Raw genomic sequence first — 16488 nt, forward strand, 5'->3', positions numbered from 1 at the left:
CCTGGGGGTAACTGGGCATCGGCGCGCGACGACACCCCGCCGTGCATCACCATCCGCACCTTGCCGGTCGCCCGCGACCGGAGCACCAAACGATTCGACACGAGGTGACCACCGCACAGCCGTCCGCCGACCGGCCGTGAGCGGAGACCCGGTGGCTGCAATCACGCCCGCTGCCGTGATCCGCTCCGGGGCGGCCGCCAGGGGACATCCCCCAGCTAGCCGGGATGGATTTCCACTCGTAGCACCGCGTGCCGCGAACGATCGTCAGGTGCGGGGTCAATGAGCAGTCGATCCGTTCCGAGCGCGGTGGTCAGCATGTCGCGGCGTTCATGCACGTTCGCAGCGTCCCACATGGCGATGATCGCATCCAAGGGCACCGTTTCTGAACGCGCACTCTCACCCCCCTTGACCAGGAGCTCTTTCTCGGCGGCAAGTGCCGAGATCTTCTGATTCCGGCTCTCGATCATCTCATCTATCCATCGGTCAGCCGTTGACCGCGAAATGGCATGCCGATTCCTCAAGAATCGGCGCATGCTCTTGCGAGCTTCCTTCTCCCTAAAGTCAAGCCCGTCTGCCAGTTTCTTCTGTTCCTTCTCGATCTGCTCTATACGCATACGAGCGCGCTGAGGGGCGAAACGAGTATCGGAGAGTCGGGTGACCACGAAGTTCATCAGTTCGGGGTCAACGATGGCCGCATCGACGGTGACCTGCCCACAACCGTCCCGGCGACACCTATAGACGACCCGTGCCCTCGTGTGCTGACTGGCGTAGTACCGATGTGCATTCATGGCGGCGCCACACTCTCCGCAATGGAGGAAACTCGAACCCAGATAGAGGTGACCAGCCGACCCAGCTTCACCACGGAAGAACCTTGCTAGCCGTGTTTCATCTTCCCCCTCGTTCCAATCAGTACCCATCAGCCTGAACCTCCAACGATGTATCTTTGGTGCTTTGGTTCTGCCCGGCCAGAAGCACAACCCAACCATGCGTCAGAAAACAAGGCCCTCTTAGTCAGAACGCATGACCGGTCGCTGGGATATTACAACCCGCTCCCGGGAGGAGTCCCGAGCGTCACTCATCTGCCAGCGCCACGGCTGGTGGCGTTCGTGCTGGCGCCGGACCGGCTGGAGACGGAGGCGCGGCGGGAACTGATATCCGGTTCATATGAGGCGCTGGGGTCGCGACGTTTGGCGTGCTCAACACGGTCGGGCCGCCCCTTGGTGACCGGCCAAAGTTCGGGGTGAGGACGAACTGATTTCGACGGCCATCGGGTGGCCGCCGATAGAAGGGGTGAGCATGGGGGCCCACCCCGGAGCTGAAGTTCAAGCGCCTCTAACACGGCCAAGGTGATGCGGTGCCCTGCCGTGTGCAGCGCCCGGACGCCGGTGATGACGGGCCAGTTGGGGTGGTCCTCGCCGACGCGGTGCCAGTCGAACGGACCGCGGACGTCCGGGGCGGTGGGGCGAACGGCGACCGTCTCGTCGATGTCCACCAGGAACAGGCTCTCCAGCACGCTCATGATCGTTCTTGTCAGTCAGTGGAGGGTGACCGGTCGCAGGTCACAGCGTTGCTATCTCGTCGTCGATCGCGGCCATGACCACGTCGATGGGGACGCTGACCGACTCGGGCGTGAGATCCGGCTGAGGGAATGGAGGCCGGGTGACGTCGACGCCGTCCACTGTGCGCGCTCGGATGGGGTTGTGACTGGTGACCAGGACGTCGACCTCGACGTCCTGGACAAGCTGCGGGATCAGGTGTTCTCGGACGAGGCGGCACAGGACGCGGTGCCAGACGTCGCCCGGCAGGTAGCCGTCGCGACCAGTGCGGCCAAGCCCGTCGAGGTGGTCGAGCAGCGCGTCCGGCTCGTCTCCGTCATTGAACCCCCACTTCGACAGCAGGGAATCCGAGGTAAGGATCAGCTCCTTCATGCGTACCGTCCCTGGCAGTGTCCGCACCTCGCGTAGCGGGGGTGCTCGCGGCGTCCGCGGTCCGGGCCGGGTTCCAAGCGCATCGCTCGCAGTGTCCGCAGTGGCGGCCACGGACGCGGCGCCAGAGCCACCTCACGGTGCCTCGCCGGTCGAGGTAGCGCCTGGCGCATCCGAGCGACGTGCGCGTCACGTCCGCAGGTGCACGCCCGCTCGGCGCCTCCCATCACCTCGGCCCCCGTCTCGGCGTCGGTGACCTTCGGGTAGCCGTACTCGTCGTGGCCTTCCCAGGCGTAGTGCGGGAGGCGCTCCAGCTCGGCCACTACAGCCCGCGCGGCCTGGACGTCGCCGAGGACGCGAGACGGGTCGTGGCGGGCGTCAGCAGGTTCGCGTGGCGTACCGACGATCTCGTTCGGCTCCGGTATCTGACCCGCCGTGGACAGGACGACGCCAGCGGTTTCGCGGTGAAACTTCCACGGTCCCGTCGTCGCCCGCGCCGCCTGCTCGTCCTTGTCCAGGCCGCGCGTGATGACCGCGATCAGCTGCTCGGGGCTGAGGTCCGCCGGGTCCGTCATGCGTCTCATCATGCCGTGGTCGGAGAGCCCGCCGATGACGTGCCGGTTGCCCCGCGATGGCGGCGGATCTGGCCCACCCCACCGGCGAACTGGTCCAGGTGCTCATCGACGTCGGCGCCGGTGTCGTCGTGCGGGCCGCCTGAAAGGAAGGTGCTGTGGACCGGCAGCAACTCAGCGCCTGCCCTGGGGCCCGGCTGTTTTCGGCGGAGACCCGGTCCAGGTGGTGGAGCTCGATGGAACCCAAGTCACCTTGCGCAACGAGCGGGCCGGGCAGTTCACGGTGGCACGGCTGGCTGTCGATGCCAAAGGCCGCCGCTTCGAGCGGTGCGGTGGCGGCAGCCGAGGCGGGATCGCCTTGGCGGGGGTCCCGGCGTCGAGGGTGCACTCTGTTGGAGGGTTCGGTGGCGACTTCGGCTGGACGGGAGCGGGTCGGTGGTGGATGAGGACGTTGCCCTGGTATGGCGGCCCGGCGAGGTGATCCTCGGGCTGTACGAGGTCCGCGATGTGATCCGCAGCGGCGGGATGGGAGTGGTCTACCGGGTCTTGCACCGCGGGTGGAACGTGGAGCTGGCGGTGAAGGTGCCGCGGCCCGACCTGGTGGCCACGGGAAGGGGCGTGCGGGAGTTCGAGACCGAGGCGGCGATGTGGGTCGGTCTGGGCGCGCATCCGAACGCCGTGAAGTGCGTGTACGTGCGCACCCTCGGAGGCGTTCCCCGAGTGTTCGCCGAGTGGCTGGACGGGGGCAGCCTGGCCGACGCGGTGCGCGACGGGCGCCTCTACGCCGGCGGGAGGCGCGCGGCCCTGCGCCGCGTCCTCGATGTCGCCGCGCAGACCGCGCGGGGGCTTGAGCACGCGCACCGGAACGGCCACGTCCACCAGGACGTCAAGCCCGCGAACGTGCTGCTGGACCGCGACGGGACGGCCAAGGTGACCGACTTCGGGCTGGCCGGGGCGCGTGCCGCGGCCGGGGAGGGCGACACCGCTCCGCCCGGCGCGAGCCTGCTGGCCGGATACGCGGGGATGACCCCGGCGTACTGCTCTCCCGAGCAGGCGGAGGCAGCCGCAGGGACGGGGACGTCCCGGCCGGATCTGACGCGGGCGACCGACACGTGGTCGTGGGCGCTGACCGTGCTGGAGATGTTCGTCGGGCATCCGCCATGCCTGGCCGGGCAGACCGGCGCCGAGGTGTTCGCCGCGTTCGTCGACGCCGGGGCCGCCGCCCAGACGTTCGCCGGCGAAGGGGAAGAGGACGAACGGCTCGCGGCCATCCCCGCCATGCCCGGCGGCCTGGTGGCCCTGCTGCGAGATTGCCTGGCTCCAGAGCCGGCGGAGCGGCCCAGGGACATGGGCCGGATGGCGGACGCCGTCGCGGACGTCTACGCCGAGGCACTCGGGGAGGCCTATCCAAGGCCGGAACCGCTGACGGCGGTGCGCCTGGCCGACGAACTGTCCAACCAGGCCCTGTCGATGCTGGACCTGGGACGGGACGACGAGGCCGACGCGCTGTGGCGGCGGGCCGCCGAGGCCGACCCCCGAAATCCGCACGTGACCTACAACCGCAGCCTCCATCTTTGGCGCACCGGAAAGCGGACCGACGCCGAGGTGGTCGCCGATCTGGACGGGGCCCGCTCGGCCCACCCCGGGGACTGGGAGCCGGAATACCTGCTGGGCTTGGTGCATCTGGAGCGCGGTGACGCGGAGGCCGCACTGGAGGCACTGCGGGACGCCGGGCGGCGGAAGAGGGGCGTCCCCGAGATCACCGCCGCGATCGAACGGGCCGGCGCCGCGTCCCGGCCCGGACCGCCGCGGGTTCTGACCGGGCACGACGGGCCGGTGAACGCCCTCGCCTTCAGCGGGGACGGCCGCTTCGGCCTCTCCGCGGGCGAGGACCGGAAGGTGCGCGTCTGGGATCTCGCTCGGCACCGGTTCCGGCTTGGGGGCCGCGGTGGCCCGCGCCGCGTGCGGACGCTGAAGCCACCGAGAGCGGAGTACGGCGTCCGGGCGATCGCGGTCGACGCGGCGGGCGCCCGGGCGGTCTTCGGCGGGCACGACGGCCCCGCACAGGTCTGGGACCTGCACGCCGGTCGGCTTTTGCACGAGCTCACCGGTACGGACGTCTTCAGCGTGTACGGGACCGTGGACGTGGCGTTGAGCGGGGACGGGCTGCTGGCGTTGACGGTGCACGGCGACGGAGCCGTCCGGGTGTGGGACGCCGTCACCGGCCGCTGCCTGCGGCTGCTGGCGGAGGGGCACGGGAGCGCGTACGCCCACTTCGCGTCGGTGCACGTCGACGCGGACGGCGGTGTCGTCCTCACCCCCGTTCGGGCGCGTCCGGGCGACCGGCGTCGCGCACGCGTGGGACGTCCGCACCGGCCGGGTGCTCCGCACGTTCGGCGGAAGCTCCTCCATGGCGGCGATGAGCGCCGGCGGCGAGACCGTCGTCACGCAGGAGGGATACGGCCACGACGCCCGCGTACGGATCTGGGACCGGGAGACCGGCCGGGAGGTCCACACCCTGAACCGCCCCGGCGGCATGGGAGACGAGTTCGCCGTGAGCGGCGACGGACGTTCCGCGATCTCCTGCGACGTGAACGCCATGGAGCTGTGGGAACTGGGCACCGGCCGGCGCCTGCGCGCATGGCCGACGCCGGAACGGGCGATGGTGGCGGCGCTGAGCCCCGACGGCGGCAGGGCCCTCATCGGTGACGACGAGGGCGAGGTCGCCCTGTGGGACATGCCGGTTCCGGGCCCCGCGGCACCCTGGAGCTACCCGCTCCCGCGCGAGGCGGCAGACCGGCTCCACGAGGACGAGGAGGTGGACCGCGCGCTCGGCCGGACGGCGGAGCTGATCGCCGAGGGCCGCTCCGCCGCGGCCGCCGACGAGATCCGCCGGGCCCGGGCCGTCCCCGGCTATCGGCGGCACCGCGTCCTGCTCGACCGCTGGCAGGACGTGGCGCGAACCGGACGGCGCGCCGCCCTGTCCGACGCATGGGCTCGCGACGCCCCGTCGATCGTGGGCGGTTTCCGCGTCCCTCCCGTGACGAGTCGCGACGGCTCGCTGGTGCTGACCGGCGCCGAGGACGGGACGGTGCTGGTCTGGGATCTGGCCCGGGGCACGCGGCGGCACGCTCTGCCGGGGCATGACGGGCGCGTCCACAGCCTGGCCCTCTGCGGCGACGGCCCGATCGCGCTGTCCGGGGGTGAGGACGGCACCGCGCGCGTCTGGGACGTCGAGTCGGGCCGCTGCCTGCACGTGCTGGACGGCCATGGGGGCGAGGTCGACGTGGCGGTGAGCGCCGATGGTCGCGTCGGCGTGTCGGGCGGGGGGAACAGGGACATCCGCGTCTGGAACCTGGAGACGGCCGAACCTCTCGCGGAAGTCACCGGCCGGCGCACCACCCACGCCCTTCGGATCCTGCTGAACGCCGACGGGAGCCGGATCGTCTCGGCCGCCCCGGCTCACTGGGCCCCGCATATCTGGGAGGCGCGGACCGGACGCCTTCTGCACGTTCTGCCGCGAGACCTCGGCGGCGGGCTGGTCGCTCAGACGTTGACCCTGAGCCGTGACAGCGACGTGCTCCTGTCGGGCCACATGGACGGAACCGTGCGGGTATGGGACGTCCGGACCGCAGAGACACTCCACACCATGTCCGGCCATGACGAACCCGTACGGGAGGTCGCCGTCTCCGCCGACGGCACAACCGCCATCTCGTTGAGCGAGGACTCGACGATACGCGTCTGGGACCTGCGCTCCGGGGAGGGCCGGCGTGCCGTCGGCGACGTGGGCGTGGACGCCTGGTCCGTCGTGGTCAGCGACGACGGCCGCTTCGCCGTCACCGACGGCGTGGACGATCAGGTGAGGGTCTGGGACACCGGCGACGGCGAGTGCCTGCGCGTGCTGGGCCGCCACAACGCCTCCGTGGAGGCTCTCGCTCTCAGCGCCAACGGCCGCATCGTCGTCTCGCTCGACCACAACGGCGTCGCACGCGTCTGGGAACTGGACTGGGAGTTCGACCTCTCCCAGTGATGAATCAACGGGTGCCGTCAATGACGAACATCCCAGTGCGGCCAGGTCGGTGGGGACAGTCTGGTGACAGCGTGGACGATCTCTTCGGACACCCGCTGGCCGGTCAGGGCGTAGACGTCGCGATGGATCCGGGCGACCTGTCCGGCATGGATCAGCGTGCGGGTCCGCTTCTCACTCGGCGCCACGGTCTTGTGTTTGAGCGGGTAAGGAGAACGGTCATGCAGGGCCGCCGCTCCGCTTCGTGAGCCGCTGGTATTGCTCGTCGCTGAGCTTGATGGCGGCCGCGTGCGCGTTCTCCTGCAGGCGGTGCAGCGTGGCGGTGCCGGGGATGGGGAGCGTCACCGGGGAGCGTCGAAGCAGCCAGGCCAGCGCGATCTGGGCGGTGGTGTGGTCGGCGAGCCCTTCGATGTGAGTGAAGGTGCCGAGGGTGGAAAGGTCTCCGCTGCCGAGCGGTCCCCAGGGGATGAAGGCGATGCCCTGCTGCTCGCAGTGGTCCAGGACGTGGTCCCAGTGCCGGGTCGCGAGGTTGTAGTGGTTCTGCACGGAGACGATGTCGACGATCTCGCGGGCCGCCTGGATGTCGGCGACGTCGACCTCCGACAGGCCGATATGACGGATCTTCCCGGCTTCCTGCAGCTGTTTGACCGCGCCCAGGGTGTCGGCCAGCGGCACCCGCGGGTCGATCCGGTGCAGCTGGTAGAGGTCCAGGCAGTCCACGCCGAGCCGGCGCAAGCTGGTCTCGACGCCTTGGCGAATGAACTCCGGCAGGCCCACCGCCTCCCACCGGCCTGGCCCGGGCCGGACGCCGCCGCCCTTGGTGGCGACCACGACTCCGTCATAGGGGTGCAGGGCGTCCCTGATCAGTTCCTCGTTGGTGAACGGCCCGTAGGCCTCGGCCGTGTCGATGAAGTCCATCCCGAGCTCAACCGCACTGCGCAGAACCGCGATCGCGCCGTCGCGGTCGGAGGGGTCTCCCCAGGTCCCGGGACCGGTCAACCGGATGGCGCCGTAGCCGAGGCGATGCACACGCAGGTCCCCGAGCTCGATGGTGCCGCTCAGATGCGCGGGGCGCTGGACAGGACTTGTGGTCGTCTGCCGGTGATTCATGCATCATAGGCTGGCCTCTCAAGCCGACTTGAGCGCAACCTGGAGACGCCGGTGAGTGACGAGCTGTACTCGATCACCGAGGTCGCGCGCGCGTTCGGAGTCCGCGTCTCGGCCCTGCGCTACTACGAGGAACGCGGCCTGCTGCGCCCGACCTGCCGGCGGGCCAGAGTCCGCTACTACGACCGCGCGGCGCTCCGCTCCCTTGCGCTGCTGCAGCTGTGGCATCTCGACGGCATGATGAGCCTGGACGACACCACGACGCTCATGACAGCGCCGGACCCCGCCCGCTGGAGAAACACCCTCGCCACCCGCGCCGACGACCTCGAACAGCAGATCGAACACCTGCGCGCGGCCAAGGACGCCCTGGACCACTTCCTGAGCTGCACCAGCGAAGACCCCGCAACCTGCCCGGTCGTCGAGGAGATCCTCAGCCACCGAATCGACCGGGCCCTGAACGGCCTGCCAGACCAACCCCGCCGGGACGGCTCATCTCCCCCGTCTGCCAGCGAGAACCCTCAGAGCGGGGTCGTCCGCCCGCGGAAGCGTGAGGGCAGGCCATGAGTCCGCGGGTTGGCGACCCGGGCACCGTCGCTTGCATGACAGCGTTCATTCGCGGCAATCGGATACCGGCGAGCACGACCTCGATGCGCGGTCGCACCCAGCCCCCTGATCCGACAGGTGCGGTGCTCGATCAACGCCAGCGCATACAGCCACGCTCCGACCGCGCGACCGCTTCCAGGAAGTCGCGCGCCGACAGCGTGTCCGCCTGCGAGCGCAAGAAGCCGGCCCAGGCACTGAATGCCCGCTCGGAGCGTGGGATCGTGGACCCGCCGGTCTGGGAACTCATCATGTTCAATGAGTAAGCCTGGTCTCTCCATAGGCGAGTACGTCACCACGCCGGTAGAGACGACGAACCCGGCCGCCATCGCCGTGGAGACTCGGATCCTGGTCCGAGTGATCTCCCGCTTGGACTGGATCCCGAGGATGATCATCAACCGCTCGTGCGCTTCGGCGGTGAAATCGATCAGACCGTCGATCTCGTGTCTCCACAACTGCACCCCGTAATGATCGAACAGCGGCGCCATCAGGGCGAATTGATTGCCGTAGAACGCCCGCCCGTACTCCCGGTTTAGGTGTGCAGGGCCCGGGTCCTTGCGGTTTGCAGGGTGTTGCGGGCTAGGGGGGTTAGGACGCGGAGGCGGTGGGTGCGGGTGCCTCTTACGTCGTCTATTGGGGTGGCGGCGGCGATTATTTGTTCGCAGGCGTGGGCGATTGTTTTGTCGTCGCAGGGGGTGCCGATCAGGGTTTCGGCGGCGGTTGGGACTAGGCGAGGGGTGGGTGCGGCGGCGCCTATGGCGATTGCTGCGTCTACGCAGGTGCCGTTCTTGATGGATAGGCGGGCTGCTACGCCGACTATCGCCAGGTCCATTGAACGGCGGTAGGTGAAGCGGTGGTAGGCCGAACCAGCGTGCCTTGTCGGGAGGCGGATGGAGACCAGTACCTCTGAGGGTGTCGCGACGTTGCGGCCCGGGCCGGTGAAGAAGTCCCGGACTGGGACGTGGCGGACGCCGTTGAGGGAGTGCAGTTCCGCGATCGCGTCCAGGACCAGGAGGCCGCACAGGGTGTCGCCCGCTGGGGACGAGCGGCAGAGGTTGCCGCCCAGGGTGGCCCGGTTACGGGTTTGGGGGGCTCCGACGATTCTCGCTCCGTCGAGGATCGCGTCCAGGGAGCGGTCGTGGTGCTTGGCCAAGTCGGCCAGTGTGGTCGCGGCGCCGATTCGGGTCGTGTCGGCTTCGGTTGTGATGCCGTTGAGTTCGCTGACGTGCTTGACGTCGACCAGAAGGGTGGGAGATACCGCGCCGGCGGTGCGGAGGGGAATGAGGTCGGTGCCGCCGGCGAGTGCGAATGCTCCCGGTTCGGCCATGTCGGTGAGCAACTCGGGCAGCGTGGACGGTCGTCGGTACTCGGCTGTCATGAGGGCGCCTAATGGAGGAACGACGCGCCGCCGGCGTCGATTGTCGCGCCGGTCGAGTATCGGGCCCGGCCGGTCGAGAGGAAGAGGATCAGTTCTGAGATGTCCTTGGGCGTGCCGAACTCTCCCATCGGGATGTCGGCCAGATACTGGTCGGTGCCGCCGTGGCTGTCGAACTGTGCCCGGGCCTGGTCGGTCTCGATGATTCCCGCCGAGATCAGGTAGGTGAGGATGTCGTTCTTCGCGAAGCCGCGGGCCACGCCGCGGAGCAGGGAGTTCATGCCGCCCTTCGCGGCGCCGTCCTGCAGGTAGTCCGGGTAGTCGCCGCGCACCGCGATGCGTGCCGTCAGGCCGATGATGACGCCCTGGCAGTCGCGTTCGAGGAAGTGGTTGATGGCGAATCGGGACAGGTGTGCGGGGGCCAGGAGGTTGACTCGCAGCGCGGTCATCCAGTGGTGGTCCCATTCGGGGGTTGGCGCGTCCAGGCCGATGGGTTCGCGGATCGAGGCGTTGTTGACGACAATGTCGATGCCGTTCTTCCAGGCCACCGCTTCCTGCCAGAGGCGTTCGACGTCATTGACGTCGGCTAGGTCGGCTTGGGTCGCGGCCACGTGGGCGTCGCCGAGTTCGGCCACGATGTCGTGGGAGCGTTGGGCGCTTGCGCGGTAGTTGAAGAAGACGTTCGCGCCGGTGGCGGCGAAGTCGCGGACGGTCGCCTCGCCGATCCCTCGGGAGCCGCCGGTGACCAGGACGTTCTTGCCGCGGAGTTCGGGATAAAGCACCTGGCTACGCTCCTTGGGTGGTCGGTTGCGAGTCGAACTCGTCCCGGGCCAGTAGCTCGGTGTAGGCGTCCATGAGGCGTTTGGTCACCGGGCCCGCGGCGCCGTCCCCTATGCGGCGGCCGTCGATCGACTCCACGAAGGCCACGCCGGTTCCGGTGCCCACGATGAAGGCCTCTTCGGCGGTGAACAGGTCATAGGCGGCCATGACCCGCTCGGCGACCCGCATTCCCGGGCCGGCGGCGCCCTCGGCGACCAGGCGAAGGATCGTCGCCCGGGTGATGCCGGCGAGGATCCCGTTGGACGGCGGCGTCGACAGTACGTCGCCGTGTCGCACGAAGATGTTCGCCACCGGGAGTTCCGCGATATTGCCGTCGAGATCGAGCATGAGCGCGTCGTCGGCTCCCGCGGCGATCGCCTCGAGTTTCGCGACGATGTGGTTGAGGTAGTTGTTCGACTTCACCCTGGGTTCGAGGCAGATCGGCGGCGTCCGGCGGGTGGAGGCGATCGCCAGCTTCACTCCGAGGTCGGAGGAACGCTCTGTCGCGGCGGAACCCTGGACGGAGATGACCAATGTGGGGTTGCGGGCCCTGCGGGGGTCAGATACTGGATATCCCTCACCTCTGCTGATCACTACGCGCACGTAGCCTTCGGAGAGTTCGTTGCGGTGCAGTAGTTCTGTGATGAACGCGGAGATCTGCTCCTGGTCGAAGGGGGGCGTGATCTGCAGGTACCGGCAGGACGCCCATAGGCGATCGAGGTGCGGACGCAGGGCGAACGGCTTTCCGTTGCGGCAGATTATCGACTCGAACACCCCGTCGCCATAAAGGAAACTGTGATCGAAGATCGACACCGATGCCGTGGCGGCGGGTACGAACTCACCGTCCACGCAAGCGAAACCACGTTTGTACTCGGCAATCTCAGACATCGGTCAGTCCTCCTCTTTGTCCGACACGATCTGGGGTTCGAACCAGAATCGCGGTTCGCCGGCCGGTTCCGGGTTCAGCGTCAGGCGCACCGTGACCGGGACGGTCGCATCGGGGGGGAGTTCGCGGATGTGCGCGAACACCATGGCGCCTGCACCGAGATCGATCTGTCCGAGCACGTAGGGCGTCGGCAAGCCGGCACGTGGCACCCGGACGGTGGTGAACGAGGTCAGCGGCCCGGTTGTGGGCAGTGCCGTTTCCGCCAGGCGGTCCGACCCGCACCGTGCGCAGATCGCGCGTGACGGCCAGGATCGGGCGGTGCAGTCGGCGCATCGGGATCCGACCAGCGCTTGTTTCTCCTCATCGATGCGCCTGCGTGCGGGGAACGGGGTGGCCTCCAGGGCTCTGTTCAGTCCCACGCCGGGGTCCTTTCCAGGATGTGGACGCTCACGGCGGCGGGGTCGCCTTCCAGCCAGCCGCCGCTGTTCTGGGCGAGCCCGATTCGCGGTCGCCCGGCCTGGCGCCGGCCCGCTTGCCCGCGTAGCTGCCAGACGATCTCGGCCAGCTGTGCCAGGCCGGTCGCGCCGACCGGATGGCCTCGCGAGCACAGGCCGCCGCTCGGGTTGACCGGGGTCCGGCCCGTCAACGACGTCGCGCCGCTGTCCAGCAGCGCGCCCGCCTCGCCGTCCGCGCACAGTCCGAGCTGTTCGTAGTACAGCAGCTCACCCGGGGCCATCGCGTCGTGGACCTCCACGACGTCGAGATCCTGGGGGCCGATCGCGGCCTCCTCGTAGGCCTTCTGCGCGCACAGGGTGACGATGGAGGGTTCTGAGGGTTCGACGTGCGCGTAGCCGGATGCCAGTGCGGAGGCCCGGACGATGACGGTCGGGTGGCGCTGTGCCGCCGGGTGGTCGGCGGCCACCAGTACCGCCGCCGAGGCGCCGTCGCAGATCGAGCTGCACATGAACAGGGTGAGCGGGTCGGCGATGGGCGGTGAGTCGGCGATCTCCTGCGCGCTGAACACCTTCCGGTGCTGCGCGTAGGGATTGAGCGCGCCGTTGGAATGGCTTTTCACGGCGACGTCCAGCAGGTGTCGGCGGGTAAGGGCGCCGGCGTCCATCCGCTTGCGTACGCGCATCGCGTAGATCGCGGTGAACTGCAATCCCAGGCCCGCCACGACCTCGATGTCGGCGGCGCTCTCCAGCGCGTCGAGAGATCGGGCGGTGTCGCCGACGAACATTTTCTCGAAGCCGACGACGAGCACCGCGCGCGCGGCGCCTGCCCGGATCGCCAGGACGGCCTGCGCGAACGCCGTCGACGCACCGGCGCAGGCGTTCTCCACATTGATCACCGGCACTCGCTCGATGCCGACGTCGCGCAGGACGCTCTGGCCGCGTATCTGCTCCTGGCCCTGGAGTACTCCGGCGAGCGCGTTCGAGGAGTACACGCACTCGATGTCCTTGACGCCGAGCCCGGCGTCGTCCAGCGCCCGGACGATCGCCACGCGGGCCAGATCTTTCAGGGAGCTGCCGGGGAACCGGCCGAATTCGTGCATGCCGACTCCGGCTACCGCCACCTGCTCCGTCATGAGGTCTCATCCTTTTCCGGGGCGCCCAGGTCGGAGCGGACGTTGTCGTGGATGAACCGGACGATTTCGTCGATCTTCGTCGCCGGGTGGAAGACCTCGGCGACGCCGAGTTCGCGCAGCACCGGGACGTCGGCGTCGGGGATGACGCCGCCCACGATGAGCAGGACGTCGTCAAGGCCGTGTTCCGCCATGAGCGCGCAGACGCGGCGCAGCAGCGGGACGTGCGCGCCGGAGAGGATGCTGATCCCGATGACGTCGGAATCCTCCTGCAGCGCGGCCGACACCACTTGTTCCGGCGTTCGGCGCAGGCCGGTGTAGATGACTTCCATGCCGGCGTTCATCAGGCCGCGGGCCACGACCCGCGCGCCCACCTCGTGCCCGTCGAGGCCGACCTTGGCGACGACGACGCGCACCGCCGTCCGCCCTGTCAGAATGTCTGATCCGGCGCCCATTCGCCGAACACCTCCCGGAAGACATCGGAGATCTCGCCGATCGTGGCGTACGCCCGCACGGCGTCCAGCACCGTCGCGACGGAGTTGTCCCCGCGGCGCAGAGCGGCTTCCACCTCGCGCAGCGCGTCGGCCACGCGCCGGCTCTCCCTGCCGCGCCGCAGTTCGGCCATCTCCGCGCGCCGCCGTTGCTCTGCGGCCTCGGACATCACCGAGGTGGGGCGCACCGCCCAGGAATCGTCGTCGGACGCGGTGAGCCGGTCGACGCCGACCATCGGCCGCATCCCGGCTTCGAAGCGTTCCTGCCGGTTGACCGCGCCATCGCCGATGATCTCGCGGATGAAGCCCGAGCCGATGCATGCCACCGCCCCGCCCTCCGCCTCGACCGCGGCGAGCCCCTCGCGGATGCCGGTCTCGAGCTCGCTGGTGAGCGACTCGAGGTAGTAGGAGCCGCCGAGCGGATCCGCGGTGAGGCCGAGGCCCTGCTCCAGGCTCATGATCTGCTGGAGCCGCACCGCGATCTTGACGGCCTCGTCGGACGGCGTCTGGATCACCTCGTCGTAGGAGGCGGTGTAGAGGCTCTGCACCCCGGCCAGGTAGTAGGCGAGCGAGCCGAGCGTGATCCGGACGATGTTGTTCAGCGGCTCCCTGCGGGTCTCCCTGCCGTGCCCGTACGCGGTGACCTCCAGCGCCATCGACCTCGGATCGCGCGCACCGAACCGGTCGCGCAGCAGCTCCGCCCAGATCCGCCTGGTCGCGCGGACGTTGGCGATCGCGGCGAAGAAGTCCTCCCGCTCGTCCAGGAACAGCTGGATCCGGGAGGCGAACCTGTCGACGGGAAGGCCGCGGTCGATCAGCGTCTGGATGTAGTGCGTCGCGTTGCCGAGCGCGAACGCGGTGCCCCAGGTCGATCCCGCTCCCGCGGCGTTGAGGTGGTTGACGCAGACGTCGAGCGGATAGAAGTGCGGCGCGTGCAGGGCGCACCATTCGACCACGTCGGCGGAGAGCCGCACCGCCGGTTCGATCGGCAGGAACTGCGTTCCCCTGGCGACGTACTCCTTGAGCGGGTCGTTCTGCAGGTCGACGCTGTAGCCGTCGATCGGGCAGCCCTGGCGTTCGCCGAGCGCGACGAACAGCGCCAGCGCGATGGGCCCGATCGAGTTGCCGAGCATGCCGACCCGCCGCGGCCGGGACAGCGGCACGCCGTCGAAGACGCGCTCCAGGTCGCGCAGCGAGGCGATCGACACCCCGGAGCGCCCCACCTCCCCGGCGGACATGATGTGGTCCGGGTCGTAGCCGATCTGCGCCGGCAGGTCGACGGCCAGCTGCGGGATCTCCACTCCCCATTCGACCAGCTTGCGCACCCGGCGGTTGGTGTCCTCCGGCGTCCCCAGCCCGGTGTAGATCTTCACCAGGGTCGGCGCGGTCCGCTGGCCGTCCGGGTGGATTCCCCGGGTGAACGGGAACTCCCCCGGTGCGCCGGTTCGCTCGGTGTCGACACTGCGCCTGAGCAGGTCGTCCTGGTCGTAGGCGGGCTGGACGACGGCGCCGGCGTCCAGCCGGAAGAATTCCTCGTCGGTCGGGGCGCCCCATGGCCGCTGCTCGCCGGTCACCGGGTGTCCACCCCCTTGAGGCCGGCGAGGAGGTCGGGCGTGGAGATCTTGCCGTAGGCGTTGCGGGGCAGGCCCTGCCGGACCTCGACCCGGCGCGGCCTCTGGTAGCCGAGCTCGGCCCTGGCGTAGCTGATGATCTCGTCAGCGGTCGCGTCCCGGCCGGGGCGCAGGCTCACGAAGGCGGCGACCTCCTGCCCGAGCGTGTCGTGCGGGACGCCGACGACGGCCGACTCGAGGATCGCCGGGTGCCGGTTGAGGACGTCCTCGACGACGCGGGGGGCGATGTTGAAGCCGCCGCTGATGATCATCTCGTCGGTGCGGCCGAGCAGGTAGAGGTAGCCGCGATCGTCCTGTTCGGCCAGGTCGCGGGTGTGGACGTAGCCGTCCCGCAGCACCTGCGCGGTCTGCTCGGGCCGCTCCCAGTATCCGGTCATCAGATGCGGCCCGCGCACGATCACCTCGCCGGGCTCGCCTGGGCGGACGTCCTGGCCGTCCGCGTCGACCACCCGTACCTCCACACCCCGCCAGGGCCGTCCGGCCGAGGACAGCAGGCGTCCGCCGGCGGCGTGGTCCCGCTCGTCGAGCACGGTGATGGACATCGGCGCCTCGGCCTGCCCGTACAGCTGGACGAAGACGTCGCCGAACGCGTCGATGAGCTCCCCGAGCCGGCTCGCCGGCATCGGCGAGGCGCCGTAGACGATCCGCCGCAGCGCCGGCAGGTCGGGCGCGGTGACGCCCGCCGAGAGCATCTGCAGGAGCATGGTCGGCACCACCTTGAGCGTCTGCGCGCCATGGCGTTCGGTGAGCTCTATACAGCCGATCGGATCGAAGCGCTCCATGACGACGCAGGTCGCGCCGCTGAGGAACCAGGGCAGCAGGAAGAACCCGCCGCCGTGGCTGAGCGGCTGGGTCAGGACGATCTTGTCCCCCGCGTGGACGGGGCCGAATTCGAGCAGCAGGTTGTGCGCCACGGCGAGATAGGCCGCGTAGGTGAGCATGACGCCCTTCGGGCGGCCGGTCGTGCCCGAGGTGTAGAAGAGGCAGTACAGCGCGCCCGGCTCGGGGTCGGCGGGGGGTGGGGTGTCGTGGGCGGCGGCCAGCGCGGCGTCGTAGTCGAGGATCTCGCCGGTGGACGTGTCCTCGCCTAGGCACAGCACTGTCGGCACGTCGACCGAACGGAGGATCTCTTCGGCCGCCGAGGCGAATCGGTCGGCGTAGATCAGCGCTTTCGCGCCGGAGTCGGTCAGCACGTCCACTTGCTGCCGTGCCGGGGCACGGGTGTTCAGCGAGACCCGGACGTACCCGGCCAGCGCGAGCCCGAGGTCGAGCTCCAGGTACTCGGGGCAGTTGTGCAGCAGGACCGCGACCCGGTCACCGGGCCGGCAGCCCCGCGCGGCGAGCGCGTTCGCGAGACGCTTGGCGCGTTCGTGCACGTCCGCGAAGGTCCGTGCCGTGTCACCGCACACCACGGCCACCCGGTCACCGTGCATGCGGACGGCCCGCTCGATGAAATGGCGGTAGTACATC

The 16488-nt window shown here is 69.5% G+C and carries 17 protein-coding genes and 1 pseudogene; 4 read left to right on the plus strand and 14 right to left on the minus strand.

The annotated features are described in order from the left end of the window. Positions 1 to 215: 215 nt before the first annotated feature. From ACH34T_RS08790 to ACH34T_RS08810, 5 genes and pseudogenes are all read right to left on the minus strand, one after another. Complete coding sequence (locus ACH34T_RS08790; RefSeq protein ID WP_395991802.1) at positions 216 to 671, minus strand: hypothetical protein; 456 nt, start codon at positions 669 to 671, stop codon at positions 216 to 218. Positions 672 to 683: 12 nt separating this feature from the next. After that, positions 684 to 986, minus strand: a pseudogene (locus ACH34T_RS08795) (hypothetical protein); the annotation flags it as partial. Positions 987 to 1075: 89 nt separating this feature from the next. Further along, positions 1076 to 1519, minus strand: a complete 444-nt coding sequence (locus tag ACH34T_RS08800) for a hypothetical protein (protein WP_395991493.1) — start codon at positions 1517 to 1519, stop codon at positions 1076 to 1078. A gap of 40 nt (positions 1520 to 1559) precedes the next feature. Next, the gene (locus ACH34T_RS08805; RefSeq protein WP_395991494.1) at positions 1560 to 1928 is read right to left on the minus strand and encodes a hypothetical protein; all 369 of its coding nucleotides are present in this window, start codon (positions 1926 to 1928) and stop codon (positions 1560 to 1562) included. After that, positions 1925 to 2500: a DUF6221 family protein gene (locus ACH34T_RS08810; RefSeq protein WP_395991495.1), complete on the minus strand. Its 576-nt coding sequence runs from the start codon at positions 2498 to 2500 to the stop codon at positions 1925 to 1927. The genes ACH34T_RS08805 and ACH34T_RS08810 overlap by 4 nt, the downstream gene beginning before the upstream one ends. Before the next feature lie 435 nt (positions 2501 to 2935). Between ACH34T_RS08810 and ACH34T_RS08815 the strand changes: the two genes are divergently transcribed. Next, positions 2936 to 5206: a protein kinase gene (locus tag ACH34T_RS08815; RefSeq protein WP_395991496.1), complete on the plus strand. Its 2271-nt coding sequence runs from the start codon at positions 2936 to 2938 to the stop codon at positions 5204 to 5206. Further along, entirely contained in the window at positions 5097 to 6527 is a 1431-nt protein-coding gene (locus ACH34T_RS08820) for a WD40 repeat domain-containing protein (RefSeq protein WP_395991792.1), read from the plus strand. The genes ACH34T_RS08815 and ACH34T_RS08820 overlap by 110 nt, the downstream gene beginning before the upstream one ends. A 216-nt stretch (positions 6528 to 6743) precedes the next feature. Here ACH34T_RS08820 and ACH34T_RS08825 read toward each other — a convergent pair whose 3' ends face one another. Further along, positions 6744 to 7634, minus strand: coding sequence for an aldo/keto reductase (locus tag ACH34T_RS08825; RefSeq protein WP_395991497.1), 891 nt, complete (start codon positions 7632 to 7634; stop codon positions 6744 to 6746). A 51-nt stretch (positions 7635 to 7685) separates the two neighbouring features. Here ACH34T_RS08825 and ACH34T_RS08830 point away from each other — a divergent pair, with 51 nt between their 5' ends. Both ACH34T_RS08830 and ACH34T_RS08835 read left to right on the plus strand, forming a co-directional pair. Beyond that, a complete protein-coding gene (locus ACH34T_RS08830; RefSeq protein ID WP_395991498.1) occupies positions 7686 to 8195 on the plus strand; it encodes a MerR family transcriptional regulator in 510 nt (169 codons plus the stop codon). A gap of 35 nt (positions 8196 to 8230) precedes the next feature. Beyond that, positions 8231 to 8497: a hypothetical protein gene (locus tag ACH34T_RS08835; RefSeq protein ID WP_395991499.1), complete on the plus strand. Its 267-nt coding sequence runs from the start codon at positions 8231 to 8233 to the stop codon at positions 8495 to 8497. 266 nt (positions 8498 to 8763) lie between these two features. Here the strand turns inward: ACH34T_RS08835 and ACH34T_RS08840 are convergent, their stop codons facing one another. The 8 genes from ACH34T_RS08840 to ACH34T_RS08875 are packed head-to-tail and all read right to left on the minus strand — an operon-like array spanning position 8764 to position 16487. Further along, on the minus strand, positions 8764 to 9609 hold the full coding sequence (locus ACH34T_RS08840; protein WP_395991500.1) for an FAD binding domain-containing protein: 846 nt from the start codon (positions 9607 to 9609) through the stop codon (positions 8764 to 8766). 8 nt (positions 9610 to 9617) lie between these two features. Further along, positions 9618 to 10388 carry an SDR family NAD(P)-dependent oxidoreductase gene (locus ACH34T_RS08845; RefSeq protein WP_395991501.1) on the minus strand — a complete coding sequence of 257 codons (771 nt, stop codon included), beginning with the start codon at positions 10386 to 10388 and terminating at the stop codon, positions 9618 to 9620. 4 nt (positions 10389 to 10392) lie between these two features. Next, positions 10393 to 11313 carry an aminotransferase class IV gene (locus ACH34T_RS08850; protein ID WP_395991502.1) on the minus strand — a complete coding sequence of 307 codons (921 nt, stop codon included), beginning with the start codon at positions 11311 to 11313 and terminating at the stop codon, positions 10393 to 10395. Positions 11314 to 11316: 3 nt separating this feature from the next. Beyond that, the gene (locus ACH34T_RS08855; RefSeq protein WP_395991503.1) at positions 11317 to 11730 is read right to left on the minus strand and encodes a Zn-ribbon domain-containing OB-fold protein; all 414 of its coding nucleotides are present in this window, start codon (positions 11728 to 11730) and stop codon (positions 11317 to 11319) included. Further along, the gene (locus ACH34T_RS08860) at positions 11721 to 12899 is read right to left on the minus strand and encodes a thiolase family protein (protein WP_395991504.1); all 1179 of its coding nucleotides are present in this window, start codon (positions 12897 to 12899) and stop codon (positions 11721 to 11723) included. The genes ACH34T_RS08855 and ACH34T_RS08860 overlap by 10 nt, the downstream gene beginning before the upstream one ends. Further along, positions 12896 to 13351: a cobalamin B12-binding domain-containing protein gene (locus tag ACH34T_RS08865; RefSeq protein ID WP_395991505.1), complete on the minus strand. Its 456-nt coding sequence runs from the start codon at positions 13349 to 13351 to the stop codon at positions 12896 to 12898. Before ACH34T_RS08865 ends, ACH34T_RS08860 begins: the two co-directional genes overlap by 4 nt. Beyond that, positions 13327 to 14961: a methylmalonyl-CoA mutase family protein gene (locus ACH34T_RS08870; RefSeq protein ID WP_395991506.1), complete on the minus strand. Its 1635-nt coding sequence runs from the start codon at positions 14959 to 14961 to the stop codon at positions 13327 to 13329. Before ACH34T_RS08870 ends, ACH34T_RS08865 begins: the two co-directional genes overlap by 25 nt. Continuing rightward, the gene (locus ACH34T_RS08875; RefSeq protein ID WP_395991507.1) at positions 14958 to 16487 is read right to left on the minus strand and encodes a class I adenylate-forming enzyme family protein; all 1530 of its coding nucleotides are present in this window, start codon (positions 16485 to 16487) and stop codon (positions 14958 to 14960) included. The genes ACH34T_RS08870 and ACH34T_RS08875 overlap by 4 nt, the downstream gene beginning before the upstream one ends. Position 16488: the final 1 nt, after the last annotated feature.

Origin of the sequence: Actinomadura sp. 9N215 (assembly GCF_044326345.1) — a bacterium.
Classification (GTDB): domain Bacteria; phylum Actinomycetota; class Actinomycetes; order Streptosporangiales; family Streptosporangiaceae; genus Spirillospora.